This window comes from Agarivorans sp. TSD2052, from assembly GCF_023238625.1.
In the GTDB taxonomy this organism is placed as follows: Bacteria; Pseudomonadota; Gammaproteobacteria; order Enterobacterales; family Celerinatantimonadaceae; genus Agarivorans.
The window spans coordinates 3,154,858-3,169,991 of sequence record NZ_CP096670.1 but is presented as its reverse complement, the minus strand read 5'-3'; the positions used below and the strand labels follow the sequence as shown (position 1 = coordinate 3,169,991).

Genomic DNA, 15,134 nt, shown 5'->3' with positions numbered 1-15,134 from the left:
AAGCTGGCAGCCGAATAGGCAAAACTCTTTTATTAATTTTTTGGAATAAACTTGATACTGTATGAATACCCAGTATACTACTGGTCATTAAGATAGTTAAAAGCACCTACGAGGGCGATATGGATCAGAACAAACAAAAGGCATTAGCTGCGGCCCTAGGCCAAATTGAAAAACAATTTGGTAAAGGCTCAATCATGAAGCTCGGCGATAACCGTACCATGGATATTGAAACGATTTCTACTGGTTCTTTGTCGATTGATATTGCCTTAGGCGCTGGCGGCTTGCCTATGGGGCGAGTTGTAGAGATCTATGGCCCAGAAAGTTCAGGTAAAACCACCTTAACTTTAGAAGCCATCGCTCAAGCACAAAAAGTAGGTAAAGTTTGTGCCTTTGTTGATGCTGAGCACGCCTTAGACCCTATTTACGCCAAAAAATTGGGTGTTGATGTTGACAACCTTTTGGTGTCACAGCCTGATACTGGGGAGCAAGCCTTAGAAATTACCGATATGTTAGCTCGCTCTGGTGCCGTAGATATGATCGTTATTGACTCGGTAGCAGCACTGACTCCTAAAGCCGAAATTGAAGGCGACATGGGCGATAGTCACGTAGGTTTGCAAGCGCGTTTAATGTCACAAGCACTACGTAAGCTTACCGGTACCTTAAAGCAAACTAACTGTATGTGTATCTTCATTAACCAAATTCGTATGAAGATCGGGGTTATGTTTGGTAATCCAGAAACCACCTCTGGTGGTAATGCATTGAAATTTTACGCGTCAGTTCGCTTGGATATTCGCCGCATTGGCGCCGTGAAGAGCGGTGATGAAGTAGTGGGTAATGAAACACGCGTTAAAGTGGTTAAAAACAAGATTGCTGCGCCATTCAAACAAGCTGAATTCCAAATCATGTACGGTGAAGGTTTTAACCGTTATGGTGAGCTGGTTGACCTTGGTGTAAGAGAAAAACTGGTTGATAAAGCCGGCGCTTGGTTCTCCTATAAAGGTAAAAAAATTGGTCAAGGTAAGGCTAATGCTTCTACTTACTTAAAGGAGCACCCAGAAATGGCTCAAGAAATTGAAATGACTATACGTAAGAATTTGCTGACGCCTGAAGTGGTAGAAGAAACGATAGATGCAGCCACCACTGAAGACGCACCAGTGAATACTGAAGCGTAATTAGAGAGGGGAGCCGAGAGGCTCCTTTTTGTTATGACCAATCGCAGTGCGCTTAATAGTGTAATTGACCTTTTATCCCGACGCTCATATAGCCAACAGCAGCTGTTACTAAAGCTACAACAAAAAGGCTACCCTGAGAGCGAAATTGCAGATGCTCTTGAATACGCTCTGCAAAATGCGTGGCTTGATGATAGAAATTACGCTATGCAGTTAGTCCGTTCCCGCTTGGAAAGAGGCTATGGACGTAATTATCTGCAACAATACTTAATGGCTAAGGGGATTAAAAAAGACATAGCCAGTGAAGTGTTAGCGCTTCCCGACTGGGACTGGTATCAATCCCTCTGCTTAAGCTTCGAGCGTAAATACAAGCAAGGCCTTCCTAATGAACGCAGTTTGCAACAAAAATGTACTGCCTACCTTTATCGCCGCGGTTTTGAATTTGATTTGATCAATATTCTGTATAGCGAGCTCAAACATCAATAACTGTTGAACACTTTGCCTGCATGGATCTGCGTGCTATATTATCGCGATTAATTAGAGTTTCACCTTTTTAAGCGCTTGTCGACGAGTAATCCTCATTTTACCGCTAAGTCGAGTTGCTACAAACCCCCAGGAAAGAGTTTCATGAAGATGACTTCAGCTGAAGTAAGAGATGCATTTTTAAGCTTCTTTAACAGCAAAAATCACCAAATCGTTGCTAGTAGTTCGTTAGTTCCCCACGACGATCCCACGTTACTATTTACCAATGCGGGTATGAATCAATTCAAAGATGTATTTCTTGGCATTGATAAGCGCAATTACACTAGGGCCACTACGTCACAACGCTGTGTTCGTGCCGGTGGTAAACACAACGATTTAGAAAATGTAGGCTATACCGCTCGCCACCATACTTTCTTTGAAATGTTGGGTAACTTTAGCTTTGGAGATTATTTCAAAGAAGAGGCGATTAGCTATGCGTGGGAGTTTTTGACCGACGTAGTTAAGCTTCCTAAAGATAAGCTGTTAGTCACCATCTATGAAACTGACGACGAAGCGTTTGCACTTTGGGCCAACAAAATTGGTGTACCAGAAGATCGCATCATTCGGATCGGTGACAAGTCGCCTGAGAAAAAGTTTGAGTCAGATAACTTTTGGCAAATGGGTGACACCGGGCCGTGTGGTCCGTGTACCGAAATATTCTATGATCATGGTGAGCATATTTGGGGCGGTCCTCCAGGGTCTCCAGAAGAAGACGGCGACCGTTTCATTGAAATTTGGAACGTGGTATTCATGCAGTTTAATCGCCAAGCTGACGGTACCATGGAAGCTCTACCAAATCCTTCGGTAGATACTGGCATGGGTCTTGAGCGTATTGCGGCTATTTTGCAAGGTGTTCATTCAAACTACGAAATCGATATCTTTCAAAATCTGATCGCTGCGGCTGCCAAAATCATTGGTACTAGCGACCTAGAAAACAAGTCTTTGCGGGTTATTGCTGATCACATCCGTTCTTGTGGTTTCTTGATCGCCGATGGCGTCATGCCGGCTAATGAAGGCCGTGGTTATGTATTACGTCGTATTATTCGTCGTGCTGTTCGCCATGGTAATAAGCTTGGAGCAACTGAAGGGTTCTTCTACAAGTTATTCCCCGCTCTTATTCAAGAGATGGGCGAAGCTTACCCAGAGTTGAAAACGCAACAACCCGTTATTGAGCGAGTTTTGAAGCTAGAAGAAGAGCAATTCGCTAAAACTTTAGACCGTGGCTTACTGATTCTTGATGAAGCGTTAAACGAACTAAAAGGCTCAGTAATTCCTGGCGATTTAGTATTTAAGTTATACGATACCTACGGTTTCCCTGCCGATTTAACCGCAGACATCGCTCGCGAACGCGAACTGAGTGTTGATGAAGCTGAGTTTGAAGCAGCTATGCACGCTCAGCGACAGCGAGCCAAAAAGGCCAGCAATTTTGGTACTGATTACAACGATAATTTGATCATCGATAGCGAAACCGAATTTTTAGGTTACCAGCACTTAGATGCAGAAGTTCAAATTGTCGATATCTATAAAGATGGCGAATCTCAGCAGTCACTTGCTGGTGGAGATCAAGCCATCATTGTGTTGGATAAAACGCCGTTTTATGCCGAATCGGGCGGCCAGGCAGGTGATGCCGGCGAGTTAATGTACGAGGGCGGCAGCTTTGTGGTTGAAGATACCATCAAAGTAGGCAAAGCCTTTGTGCATAAGGGGTATGTGCAGGGTGGTGACTTATGCTTGAATAAAGTGGTTACTGCTAAAGTTGATTCACGTCGTCGTTGGAATACCGCGCTAAACCACTCTGTGACGCATATATTGCACGCAGCATTACGTCAAACCTTGGGTGAGCATGTTACCCAGAAAGGTTCGTTGGTAGAGGCGCAACGTTTACGTTTCGATTTCTCGCACTTTGAAGCCATATCGATGAATTCTATCCGTCAAGTTGAACATCTTGTTAACCAGCAGATCCGTCGTAATTTACCAGTGATTACCAAGGTTATGAACTTGGATGAAGCTAAACAAGCCGGTGCGATGGCTTTGTTTGGTGAGAAGTATGATGATGACGTGCGTGTTGTGAGTATGGGCGATTTTTCTACCGAACTATGTGGTGGTACTCATGTAAACCATACCGGTGATATCGGATTTTTCAAGATTACCAGCGAAGCGGGTATCGCTGCAGGGGTTCGCCGAATTGAAGCAGTAACTGGACAATTCGCTATCGACCTCATACACCGTATTGCCGAAGAAATGGAAAAGGCCGCCAATTTAGTGAAAGGCGACCAGTTCAGTATCGGCGAAAAAGTGATGCAGTTAGTCGACCGGAATAAGATGCTTGAAAAAGACGTTGCTCAACTAAAAGCCAAGCTTGCCAGTGCAGCCAGTAATGATGTGTTAGATCAAATACAAACCATCAACGGTGTGAAAGTATTGGTTGGCTTCCTCGATGGCGTTGAAGGTAAAGCACTCCGCAGCAGTGTCGATGAGCTGAAAGTTAAACTGGAAAGTGGCGTGGTGTTATTAGGCGCGGTAAACGACGGTAAAGTAAGTCTGATTGCCGGTGTAACCAAAGATTTAACCAGTCGCGTTAAAGCGGGTGAGATGGTGAATATTGCGGCTCAGTGTGTCGGCGGAAAAGGTGGCGGTCGCCCTGATATGGCGCAAGCTGGCGGCAATAACCCAGATGGGTTACCTAACGCGCTCGAGCAGGTAAAACAGTGGTTAACAGAGAAGCTTTAAGCAATAAGCATTAAGTGTTAAGGAAAAAGGAAAGCAAGTGGCACTAATTGTTCAGAAATATGGCGGTACCTCGGTAGGGACGATTGAACGTATTCAAGCAGTCGCAGATCGTGTTATCCGCAGTAAAGAAGCAGGGGATGACGTTGTGGTCGTTCTCTCTGCAATGTCTGGTGAAACTAACCGTTTGTTAGGTTTAGCGCAAGAAATTGACGAGAACGCCAGTGAGCGCGAAAAAGATGTGTTGGTATCTACTGGCGAGCAGGTAACGATTGCCTTGCTAAGTATCGCGTTACAGAAGAAAAACTGTGATGCGGTGTCAATGACTGGCGACCAAATTCGTATGCATACCGATAATTCACATGGTAAGGCTCGCATCACCAGTATTGATGACCAAAACATCCAAGCGCATTTAAAGCAAAACAAAGTAGTGGTTATAGCGGGTTTTCAAGGTCGTAGCCCTGAAAACCATATCACTACCTTAGGGCGTGGTGGTTCTGATACCACAGCAGTGGCGATTGCAGCGGCGCTTAAAGCGGACGAATGCCAAATTTACACTGATGTAGATGGTGTTTATACGACTGATCCGCGGGTTGAACCTAAAGCCCGCCGCTTAGAAAGCATTACTTTTGAAGAAATGCTTGAAATGGCCAGCTTAGGGGCTAAGGTCTTACAGATCCGTGCCGTAGAGTTTGCGGGTAAGTACAATGTTCCACTGCGTGTATTATCGAGTTTCACAGAAGGTAATGGCACTTTAATTAGTTATGAGGTTAATAAAATGGAGTCACCGGTTATTTCAGGCATCGCGTTCAATCGTGATGAGGCGAGTTTAACAATTTTGGGTGTGCCTGATAAACCGTCTGTCGCTGCATCTATTTTAGCCCCTATTGGTGACGCTAACATCGACGTGGATATGATCATCCAAAACTCGATGGGTGATAACACCGCAGACTTTACTTTTACCGTGCACCGTAACGACTATAAAAAAGCTAAAGAATTACTGGAAGCCACGTCTGAGCGTTTAGGTGCACGTGAAGTGCAAGGTAAAGATTCGTTAGCTAAAATATCAATTGTAGGCGTAGGGATGATGAATCACCCTGGTGTCGCAAAAACGATGTTTGAAACTTTGGGTGAAGAAGGCATTAATATGCAACTTATTTCTACTTCTGAAATCAAAGTATCGGTCGTGGTTGATGAAAAGTATTTAGAGCTTGCAGTGCGTGCTTTGCATAGTGCTTACAACCTAGAGCAATAATAATGACTCTGCGACCGAAACAAGCTAGTCTATACGCTGAATACTAAAAAAATAATAGCTTTCTAAAGTCGCTAGAGAACAAGAATACGAATTTAAAGGAGATAGTTAATGCTAATTTTGACTCGCCGTGTAGGCGAAACGTTGATGATTGGGGACGAAGTTACTGTTACAGTATTAGGCGTGAAAGGAAACCAAGTACGTATTGGTGTTAACGCACCTAAAGAAGTTTCTGTGCACCGTGAAGAAATTTACATGCGCATTCAAGCTGAGAAAAATGCTAGCGCCTAGTTTCATATCGCTATAGCAAGATTTTACAAAAGGAAGCCTCTTGCTTCCTTTTGTTGTTTATGAAGTCTGTAAGACTTTTGTTGCTCTGTTCTTGCAGCCTATGATCACTATTTTGCTGGTTTTTATTTATTCGGTGCTCATGCAGTGTATGCTGTATTTTCGTACTTATTATGACTAAAAATACAGTCATCTGTTCGAAAGCTGAACGAACAAATGAAAAGTGACAAAAAAGGTTTGACTATATTTTCGGAAGCAGTAATATCTGCATCCGAAATCGCGGTGAGGTGGCCGAGTGGCCGAAGGCGCTCCCCTGCTAAGGGAGTATAGGGTTTGTAGCCCTATCGAGGGTTCGAATCCCTCCCTCACCGCCATCGATTTCAACGCGCGTGTAGCTCAGCTGGATAGAGTACCTGGCTACGAACCAGGCGGTCGGAGGTTCGAATCCTTCCACGCGCGCCATATTAAAAAGGTGAAGCATCGCTTCACTGTTTACAAAGTGTTTTGTGCGCGTGTAGCTCAGCTGGATAGAGTACCTGGCTACGAACCAGGCGGTCGGAGGTTCGAATCCTTCCACGCGCGCCATTATTTAAAAAGCTCATAGTTAATGTGAGCTTTTTTTATTGAGTGTTACCTGTGCGCGTGTAGCTCAGCTGGATAGAGTACCTGGCTACGAACCAGGCGGTCGGAGGTTCGAATCCTTCCACGCGCGCCATATATTTAAGGGAATGATTCGTCATTCTTGTTACAACAAGTTTTTGCGCGCGTGTAGCTCAGCTGGATAGAGTACCTGGCTACGAACCAGGCGGTCGGAGGTTCGAATCCTTCCACGCGCGCCATTCTTCTTAAATTTGCAGCAATGCAGGTTTTCTGAAGCGAAGTCGAGGTGAGGTGGCCGAGTGGCCGAAGGCGCTCCCCTGCTAAGGGAGTATAGGGTTTGTAGCCCTATCGAGGGTTCGAATCCCTCCCTCACCGCCATCGATTTCAACGCGCGTGTAGCTCAGCTGGATAGAGTACCTGGCTACGAACCAGGCGGTCGGAGGTTCGAATCCTTCCACGCGCGCCATTTTTTATTTGAAGCTTTGCCTATTGTCATCTAGGCTTGTGTCATACCCAATACGCGCGTGTAGCTCAGCTGGATAGAGTACCTGGCTACGAACCAGGCGGTCGGAGGTTCGAATCCTTCCACGCGCGCCATTTTTCTGCTTCTCATTCAATGCCATCTAACGGCAATCCAATATTCACTCCTTATTCATCTTCAATTTCTAACTCTTGTGATCTCAATGGCTACTTTTGGCTTCGCTAAACTGCTAAATTACATATAGATGTTTGTTGACTGAGCTGTGTTAACGGTCTGTTAATTGATTGTTGCGCGCCGGATCTTTCGCTATATACAGGCTAATGTCCCGGCTTATTGCAGTTTTTGTCATTGATAATATAAAATTAACAACCCTATAGTTTTGAATATTTATTCAAAATTCCAGTTTGATTTTTATTGGTTAGCATGTAATTCTTACGCCAATCTTAAAGGACGTGGATTAAATATTATGACGGATATGACTGCGCTGTTAATAGAAGCGGCTTCATTGATGGGGATCGGGATGGTCTCTGTATTCGCTTTTCTATCATTGCTAATTGTTGCGGTAATGGGCTTAGCTAAACTTGCCCCACCAATCGCAGAATTACCTGAATCTAGTCAATCTTCAACTACTTCGACCCAACCAGCCAATAATGCGACTGTTTTAGCAGCTATCACAGCTGCTGTTCAACAGTACCGGAAGGCCCAATAACTAAAGAGGATTTAACGCAATGTCTAAACCACTTGCATTAACCGATGTTGTATTGCGCGATGCGCATCAATCATTGTTAGCAACCCGCCTTCGTATCGAAGATATGTTGCCTATTGCTGAGCAACTCGACCAAATTGGTTACTGGTCTTTAGAAACATGGGGTGGAGCAACTTTTGATGCATGTATTCGTTACTTGGGCGAAGATCCTTGGGAACGTTTACGTGAGCTTAAAAAAGCGATGCCAAACACTAAACAGCAAATGCTATTACGCGGTCAAAACTTATTAGGTTACCGCCATTATGCTGACGATGTGGTAGAGCGTTTTGTTGAGCGTGCAGTAAAAAATGGGATGGATGTATTCCGTATTTTTGATGCGATGAATGATCCTCGCAATTTCCAAACAGCGGTTAAAGCAGCGTTAGATTGCGGTGCTCATGCTCAAGGCACCATTTCTTATACGACTAGCCCGATACATACTACTGATAACTGGGTAGACCTTGCCAAGCGTTTAGAAGACCTTGGGTGTCACTCAATTGCTATCAAAGATATGTCTGGTCTATTAAAACCTTACGAAGCTGAAACCTTAATTAAGCGCCTTAAGGCTGAAACTGATGTAGAGATTGCTTTGCACTGTCATGCGACTACCGGCTTGAGTTTACCCACTCATATAAAAGCCATTGAAGCAGGCGTTGATATCATCGATACCGCCATTTCGTCAATGAGCTGTACTTATGGTCATAGCCCTACAGAAACCATCGTAGCGATGTTAGAAGGTACAGAGCGTGACACAGGCTTAGATCTAGGTAAGCTTGAGTCTATTGCTGCTTACTTCCGTGAAGTTCGTAAGAAGTACGTTAAGTTTGAAGGTAGTTTAAAGGGGATCGATTCGCGTATTCTTATCGCGCAGGTGCCTGGCGGCATGTTAACCAACATGGAAGGTCAACTGAAAGAACAAGGCGCGGCCGATAAGCTTGACGAAGTATTAGCTGAGATCCCTAAAGTACGTAAAGATTTAGGTTACATTCCGTTAGTAACGCCTACCTCGCAAATTGTTGGCAGCCAAGCGGTACTTAACGTTCTCACTGGTGAACGCTATAAAACGATTACCAAAGAGACTGCCGGTATATTAAGCGGTCACTATGGTAAAGCACCGGGCGAGCTGAACGCTGAATTACAGGCTAAAGTGTTAAACGGTGAAGAAGCAATTACTTGTCGACCGGCAGACCTTCTAGAAGCTGAAATGGAGCGTTTAGAAGCTGAAATTAAGCAACATGCCAAAGATAAAGGCTTTAAGTTGGCTGATGCGGTCATTGACGATGCACTAACGTATGCTCTGTTCCCGCAAATTGGTTTGAAGTTCTTAGACAATCGCGGTAACCCTGAAGCCTTTGAACCGGTACCAAGTGCCGATGATCTTAAACCTGCTGCTGCGGTTAAGCCGGGTGCAGTAGAAACCTACTCGGTACGAGTAGACGGTCAATTGTATACGGTAGATGTTGGGCCTGAAGGCTCAATTGACGGCGTAGCGCCAGCGGCTAATGCAGCACCTGCCGCAGCCCCAGCTAAATCAGCGGGTGGCAAAGGAGAGGCTGTACCGGCTCCTCTAGCGGGTAACATCTTCAAGGTACTGGCTAAGCCAGGCGCTAGCGTACAAGAAGGTGATGTATTGCTGATAATGGAAGCAATGAAAATGGAAACCGAAATTCGTTCCGCTAAAACCGGAGTTATTGATGAGGTTCTGGTTAAAGAAGGTGATGCGGTTGCGGTAGGTGAAGTCCTACTTAGCATCGCGTAAAGGAGCCGAAACGTGGAAGGATTAAAGAAGCTTTGGCTTGAAACAGGCATCGCTAATTTCGAGGTGGGTCAGTTGGTGATGATGGCCGTTGGCCTGTTATTACTCTATTTGGCAATTGTTAGAAAGTTTGAGCCGTTGTTATTGCTACCGATTGGCTTTGGTGCAGTTCTCGCAAACATACCCAATGCGGGTTTCAATGATGAAGGCGGTTTGCTTTACTACATTTACCATGTTGGTATCGAAACGGGGGTGTTCCCACTACTGATCTTCATGGGGGTTGGTGCACTAACTGACTTTGGTGCGCTTATTGCGAACCCCAGAATGTTGCTATTGGGAGCTGCTGCGCAGTTTGGTATTTTCGCCACACTATTTGGTGCGATTGCGCTTAATGTGATTCCTGGTTTTAATTTCACCTTAGCCGATGCTTCTGCTATCGCCATTATTGGTGGAGCGGATGGCCCTACAGCCATTTTCTTGGCGTCGAAATTAGCGCCAGACTTGCTCGGTGCAATTGCCGTAGCGGCATACTCATACATGGCGTTGGTGCCGATTATTCAGCCTCCAATTATGAAAGCTCTTACCAGCAAAGAAGAGCGCGAAATTCAGATGGAGCAACTTCGTCCAGTAAGCATGCGTGAGAAAATCATTTTCCCTATCGCTGTGCTTGGCCTCACCATCTTATTCTTACCCGCAGCTACCCCACTAGTTGGGATGTTTTGTTTAGGAAACTTGATGCGTGAAAGTGGGGTGGTTGACCGTTTGAGCAAAACTGCACAAAATGAGTTGATTAACATTGTCACCATTTTCCTCGGTTTGGCGGTGGGTTCTAAGTTGTCTGCTGACAAGTTCTTAACCGTAGAAACTTTGGGTATTCTTGGTTTGGGCGCGGTGGCTTTTGCGATTGGTACTGCCTCTGGCGTATTGATGGCGAAATTAATGAGTCGAATGAGTGGTGGTAAGATTAATCCATTGATTGGCGCTGCTGGTGTATCGGCGGTTCCTATGGCTGCTCGTGTGGTAAACAAAGTTGGACTTGAAGCTAACCCTCATAACTTCCTGCTAATGCACGCTATGGGGCCAAACGTGGCTGGTGTGCTTGGTAGTGCGGTTGCTGCCGGTGTGCTGCTTTCGTTAGTGGGTGGCTAATTGCCGCAATGACATCACTTAAAAAGCTTGCTTCGGCAAGCTTTTTTTTTGCTTTAATGAGTAAGCCAAATCATTAAACTGAAAAAACCAATGAGTAGGCTACTCACGCCAATTATCCAATAATAGCCTTTTCTCCCTTGCTTAAAACTTAAACCGAAATGGAATAAAAATAGTGTCCAAAGCAAAGTGAGTAACAAAGGAATTAAGAAGAAACGAACCATAGTATTTCCACTGTCCACTTAAGTAATTGAGCTATTGGTAGTTTACCTGCTGAAGCAATTGTTGCGAAGCGCTTTAAGCGGCTTCTGCGTTAACCTTCAAAGAACAATCAAGCAACCCCCCAGTATTCGTGATCAGAGTTGAATGAGGTTTTAATATAAGTTTAGCTCAAACCAAATTTAGTAAACTATTGTTTATGGTTATTGGTATGATGCTGGCTGAATCGGCAGATGTTTAGCCCTAGTAATCAAAGAGTACTCAATGAATATCCAACAATACCAAAACTACCAAGCCTTTATTTTTGATATGGACGGAACGCTCATCGACTCTATGAAGCAACACCAATCTGCTTGGGAGTTTGCTTTACAGTTATTCAATATTCCTTATACCGCCGAACAAATGTTAGCCATGAGTGGCATGCCAACGGGGCTATCGGTTGAAAAACTGCTGGCGGATGCCCATATCACTAATGTTGATGTTGCTGCGGTGGTTGAAACTAAAGAACAGCATTACCACCAATTAGTGAATAATGAAGTGCTTGCCACGCCTTTGATTGAGGTGTTTGAGTACTACCTCGGTAAAAAGCCAATGGCGGTAGGTACTGGTGCGAGTCAGCAACAGGCCCAATTGCTGTTAGCTAAGCTGGGGATTGCCGACAAGTTTAAGGCGATTGTTGGGGCTGATTTAGTCGCAGAGCATAAACCGGCACCCGATACCTTTTTGAAGTGTGCCGAATTAATGCAGGTGCCGCCGCAAGCTTGCTTAGTATTCGAAGATGCTGACGCTGGAGTCGCTGCTGCGCAGGCGGCCGGCATGGACGTCATCGATGTAAGAGATTTGTGGCCAGCGAACTATTTTGTTGAGTAGGCCGTTCTATTGTTAGTCTTACTGTTTGTTAGTGCATTTGTGTCGGCCACGTTGTTGCCGGGCAGCTCCGAAGTATTATTACTCAGCTTAGCGACGCAAGTGCCAGAGCAATGGTTGAGTTTGTTGGTGGTGGCCAGTGTCGGAAACACCATTGGCGGTTTAGTCACTTTTGCGATGGGCTGGGGCGCATTTAATTACGGCAATCGACGGTTCACGTGGTTACCTAATATTAGTGAACAAACCAAAGCAAAGCCTTGGTTGAGTCAATACGGTGCTTGGAGCTTATTAATGAGTTGGGCCCCGGTGATTGGCGACGCATTGTGCTTTATTGCTGGCGCTGCCAAGCTTTCCGTTTGGCAATGTACGTTGGCGATGTTGATTGGAAAAACGATTCGTTACACTCTGCTATTGCTGCTCGGCAGCTCGATAGCCAGTATTTAATTGCCATTATTTTAGATATAGAGAGGTCAGTATAGTGCTTAGATGGTTAAGTGTGCTTAGCATTTTGAGCTTAGTGGGGTGTACCCAGGTAGATTCCAAGCAAGATACCCTGCTACCAAAAGGCATTGAGCTAATTGAGGCATCACAGGCCAATAATAGTGACATTCAAATTGCGTATAAAAAATATCGTTTAGCCAATGGCTTAACCGTATTGTTATATCAAGACGATAATGCGCCACTAGCGCATGTAGATGTGACTTATCATGTAGGTTCTAATCGTGAAGAACCCGGCAAATCTGGCTTTGCTCATTTCTTTGAACACATGATGTTTCAAGGCTCTAAACACGTCGGTGACCAAGAACATTTTCGCATTATTAACGAAGCCGGTGGAACCATGAATGGCTCTACCTCTAAAGATCGTACTAACTATTATCAAACCGTGCCGGCAAACCAACTGGAAAAAGTACTGTGGTTAGAAGCGGACCGGATGGGCTTTCTATTGGATGCCGTAAGCCAGAAGAAATTTGAAATTCAACGTGACACAGTAAAAAATGAACGCGCTCAGCGAGTTGATAATGCCCCTTACGGTTTGTTGTCGGAGCGGGTTGATGAAGCCTTGTATCCGCGTGAACACCCCTATTCATGGCAACCAATTGGTTACGTCGAAGACCTTAATCGGGTGGATGTTAATGACCTAAAAGCGTTTTTCTTGCGGTGGTATGGACCTAATAATGCAGTATTAAGCATTGGCGGTGATATCGATGAACAGCAAACGCTTGCCTGGATTAACCAATACTTTGGCAGTATTGCTAGCGGCCCTGACGTTCCTCCTATCGAGCCGCAACCAGCACAGCTAAGCGAAACGCGTTATATCTCTCTAGAAGACAGAGTGCACATTCCGCTGCTTTACATTAGCTACCCCACCGTATACGCAGGCGCTGAAGACGAGGTCGCCTTGGATATGTTCTCCGAAATTTTGGGTGGGGGAAAAAGCTCTTTGCTATACCAATCTTTAGTAGAAAGCGGCAAGGCTTTATCGGCTGGTAGCTCTCACTATTGCCGAGAGATGGCCTGTACCTTGTCGATTTATGTAAGAGCCAACCCACAAGCAGGTTTAACCTTGGCGCAGCTACAAAGTGAGGTTGACCAAGCGATTAATGATTTTGCGGCTAGAGGGGTAAACGCTGACGATTTACAACGGGTGCGTGCTTCACTCAAAGCGTCAACCATTTATAGCTTAGAAAGTGTCTCTGATGTGGTGACCCAACTGGCGTTTGGCGAAACGTTCTTTGGCCAACCTTTATATATCAGCCAAGTGCTAGAACAGTTCAAAAATGTAGACGATAAACACGTACAGCAGGCCTATCAACACTACATATTGAATAAACCTAGGGTAGTAATGAGTGTGGTGCCGAAAGGGCAAACTCAGCTTGTTGCTGGGCGAGACAATTATCAACCAGAACCGAGGGTGCTGCCAGAGTATCAACATCTTGATGACCAGCAGCTAGCGTTGCGTGAAGTGCATGATAAGTTTGATAGAAGTGTTGAGCCTGCGTCAGGCCCCGCAGTGACGGTTAAACTGCCCGAGTTATGGCAAACCACGCTAAGTAATGGCTTACAAATATTAGCGACCTCAGAGCAGCATACGCCGACCGTTACACTGCAGTTTAGAATGCCCGGTGGCAGCATATCAGAACCTGTAGGTAAAGAAGGTTTAGCTAAATTAACTGCCCAAATGCTGATGCAAAGCACCCAGCAATCCAAAGCCGCCGATTTAGCCGATCAGCTTGAAGAACTAGGGGCATCGGTGAGTTTTAGCGGTGGTTTGTATAGCCAGAACATTAACCTGACCTCGTTAACTGAAACTTTGCCTCAGGCTTTAGATATTTTACAACAACGCTTACTTACCCCAGCGTTTGATCAACAAGAATTTGCCCGAGAAAAAGCGCGTCATTTACAAAGTATTGAACAAAAGTTTAATCAACCAAGTTGGTTGGCCAGTATCGCTAGCCAACGTTTGTTTTTTGGTGAAGGTAGCCGGTTAGCAACATCGAGTGCTGGTAGCCGAGATAGTGTAGCGTCCATCACTCTTGACGATGTTAAACAGTTTTGGTTAGGTCATTATCAACCCAATGGTAGCCAACTGGTAGCGGTGAGCAATTTAGGCCAAACAGAGCTAGAGTTGGCACTTGAAGTGCTTCAGCAATGGCAAGGCCAGGCCAGCCAAATAGCTTCTTTGGCAACGAAACCATCCGCGACGAGTAATACTATTTACCTGTTAGATAAACCTGGTGCTGTGCAGTCGGTTATTCGTATAGGTCGCTCAGCGATGCCTTACGATGCAACCGGTGAATACTTTAAAGCGAATTTGATGAACTTTAACTTTGGTGGCAATTTTAATAGTCGCATCAATATCAATTTACGTGAAGATAAGGGTTACACCTACGGCGTAAGTAGTGGCTTTGGTGGTTTTAAAGACAGTGGAAGCTTTGTGATTTCTACCGACGTGCGTCAAGACGCTACCGCGCCAGCGATTAAAGAATTACTCTTAGAGTTAGCGGCATACTCAAAGAGCGGCCCAAGCGAACAAGAGCTGGCTTATATGCGCAGTGCGGTTTCGCAGCAAGAGGCACTAGCTTATGCCACCCCTTCGCAAAAGGCCTCATTTCTGATGCAAATGTTGGCCTTTGATTTAGGGCCTGAATTTGTCGCCACCCAGAACCAAATTACTGCCAGTATTAGCCAAGCAGAGTTACAGCAACTCGCCGCTAAGTATTTTTCGCCTGAGCAAATGATTGTGGTCGTGGTGGGGGATAAACAGCAGCTGTTACCAGAATTAAAGAAAATAGGTATGCCAGTTCAAGAACTTGCATTGTAAAAGCACTTACGCCGATGGTGGCAAAAAGCCAGTGAACTCG

General features: G+C 45.1%; 11 protein-coding genes and 8 tRNA genes. All 19 read left to right on the top strand.

Annotated elements, in window-relative coordinates; genetic code table 11:
• Window positions 1–119 precede the first annotated feature (119 nt).
• The 19 genes from recA to M0C34_RS14250 all read left to right on the top strand — a co-directional run bounded on the left by recA (window position 120) and on the right by M0C34_RS14250 (window position 15,094).
• Window positions 120–1,172 carry a recombinase RecA gene (recA, locus tag M0C34_RS14340; protein WP_248712360.1) on the top strand — a complete coding sequence of 351 codons (1,053 nt, stop codon included), beginning with the start codon at window positions 120–122 and terminating at the stop codon, window positions 1,170–1,172.
• A gap of 33 nt (window positions 1,173–1,205) precedes the next feature.
• Window positions 1,206–1,655, top strand: a complete 450-nt coding sequence (locus M0C34_RS14335; protein ID WP_248712359.1) for a regulatory protein RecX — start codon at window positions 1,206–1,208, stop codon at window positions 1,653–1,655.
• Window positions 1,656–1,796: 141 nt separating this feature from the next.
• Window positions 1,797–4,421: an alanine--tRNA ligase gene (gene alaS, locus M0C34_RS14330; protein WP_248712358.1), complete on the top strand. Its 2,625-nt coding sequence runs from the start codon at window positions 1,797–1,799 to the stop codon at window positions 4,419–4,421.
• Between the two features lie 37 nt (window positions 4,422–4,458).
• The gene (locus tag M0C34_RS14325) at window positions 4,459–5,673 is read left to right on the top strand and encodes an aspartate kinase (protein WP_248712357.1); all 1,215 of its coding nucleotides are present in this window, start codon (window positions 4,459–4,461) and stop codon (window positions 5,671–5,673) included.
• A 108-nt stretch (window positions 5,674–5,781) separates the two neighbouring features.
• On the top strand, window positions 5,782–5,961 hold the full coding sequence (gene csrA / locus M0C34_RS14320) for a carbon storage regulator CsrA (RefSeq protein WP_137671596.1): 180 nt from the start codon (window positions 5,782–5,784) through the stop codon (window positions 5,959–5,961).
• Window positions 5,962–6,239: 278 nt separating this feature from the next.
• A tRNA-Ser gene (locus tag M0C34_RS14315) sits at window positions 6,240–6,332 on the top strand.
• A gap of 11 nt (window positions 6,333–6,343) precedes the next feature.
• Window positions 6,344–6,420, top strand: a tRNA-Arg gene (locus M0C34_RS14310).
• A 46-nt stretch (window positions 6,421–6,466) separates the two neighbouring features.
• Window positions 6,467–6,543 (top strand) — tRNA-Arg (locus M0C34_RS14305).
• A gap of 53 nt (window positions 6,544–6,596) precedes the next feature.
• A tRNA-Arg gene (locus tag M0C34_RS14300) sits at window positions 6,597–6,673 on the top strand.
• Between the two features lie 47 nt (window positions 6,674–6,720).
• Window positions 6,721–6,797 (top strand) — tRNA-Arg (locus tag M0C34_RS14295).
• Between the two features lie 46 nt (window positions 6,798–6,843).
• Window positions 6,844–6,936, top strand: a tRNA-Ser gene (locus tag M0C34_RS14290).
• 11 nt (window positions 6,937–6,947) lie between these two features.
• A tRNA-Arg gene (locus M0C34_RS14285) sits at window positions 6,948–7,024 on the top strand.
• 54 nt (window positions 7,025–7,078) lie between these two features.
• Window positions 7,079–7,155 (top strand) — tRNA-Arg (locus M0C34_RS14280).
• A 263-nt stretch (window positions 7,156–7,418) separates the two neighbouring features.
• Window positions 7,419–7,748, top strand: a complete 330-nt coding sequence (locus M0C34_RS14275) for an OadG family transporter subunit (protein ID WP_248712356.1) — start codon at window positions 7,419–7,421, stop codon at window positions 7,746–7,748.
• A gap of 19 nt (window positions 7,749–7,767) precedes the next feature.
• Window positions 7,768–9,543 carry a sodium-extruding oxaloacetate decarboxylase subunit alpha gene (gene oadA / locus M0C34_RS14270; protein ID WP_248712355.1) on the top strand — a complete coding sequence of 592 codons (1,776 nt, stop codon included), beginning with the start codon at window positions 7,768–7,770 and terminating at the stop codon, window positions 9,541–9,543.
• Window positions 9,544–9,555: 12 nt separating this feature from the next.
• The gene (locus M0C34_RS14265; RefSeq protein WP_248712354.1) at window positions 9,556–10,689 is read left to right on the top strand and encodes a sodium ion-translocating decarboxylase subunit beta; all 1,134 of its coding nucleotides are present in this window, start codon (window positions 9,556–9,558) and stop codon (window positions 10,687–10,689) included.
• A 480-nt stretch (window positions 10,690–11,169) separates the two neighbouring features.
• Window positions 11,170–11,775 (top strand): beta-phosphoglucomutase family hydrolase, encoded by a 606-nt coding sequence (locus M0C34_RS14260; RefSeq protein ID WP_248712353.1) that lies wholly within the window; start codon window positions 11,170–11,172, stop codon window positions 11,773–11,775.
• A gap of 9 nt (window positions 11,776–11,784) precedes the next feature.
• A complete protein-coding gene (locus M0C34_RS14255; RefSeq protein WP_248712352.1) occupies window positions 11,785–12,216 on the top strand; it encodes a YqaA family protein in 432 nt (143 codons plus the stop codon).
• 34 nt (window positions 12,217–12,250) lie between these two features.
• Window positions 12,251–15,094: a M16 family metallopeptidase gene (locus tag M0C34_RS14250; RefSeq protein ID WP_248712351.1), complete on the top strand. Its 2,844-nt coding sequence runs from the start codon at window positions 12,251–12,253 to the stop codon at window positions 15,092–15,094.
• Window positions 15,095–15,134 lie beyond the last annotated feature (40 nt).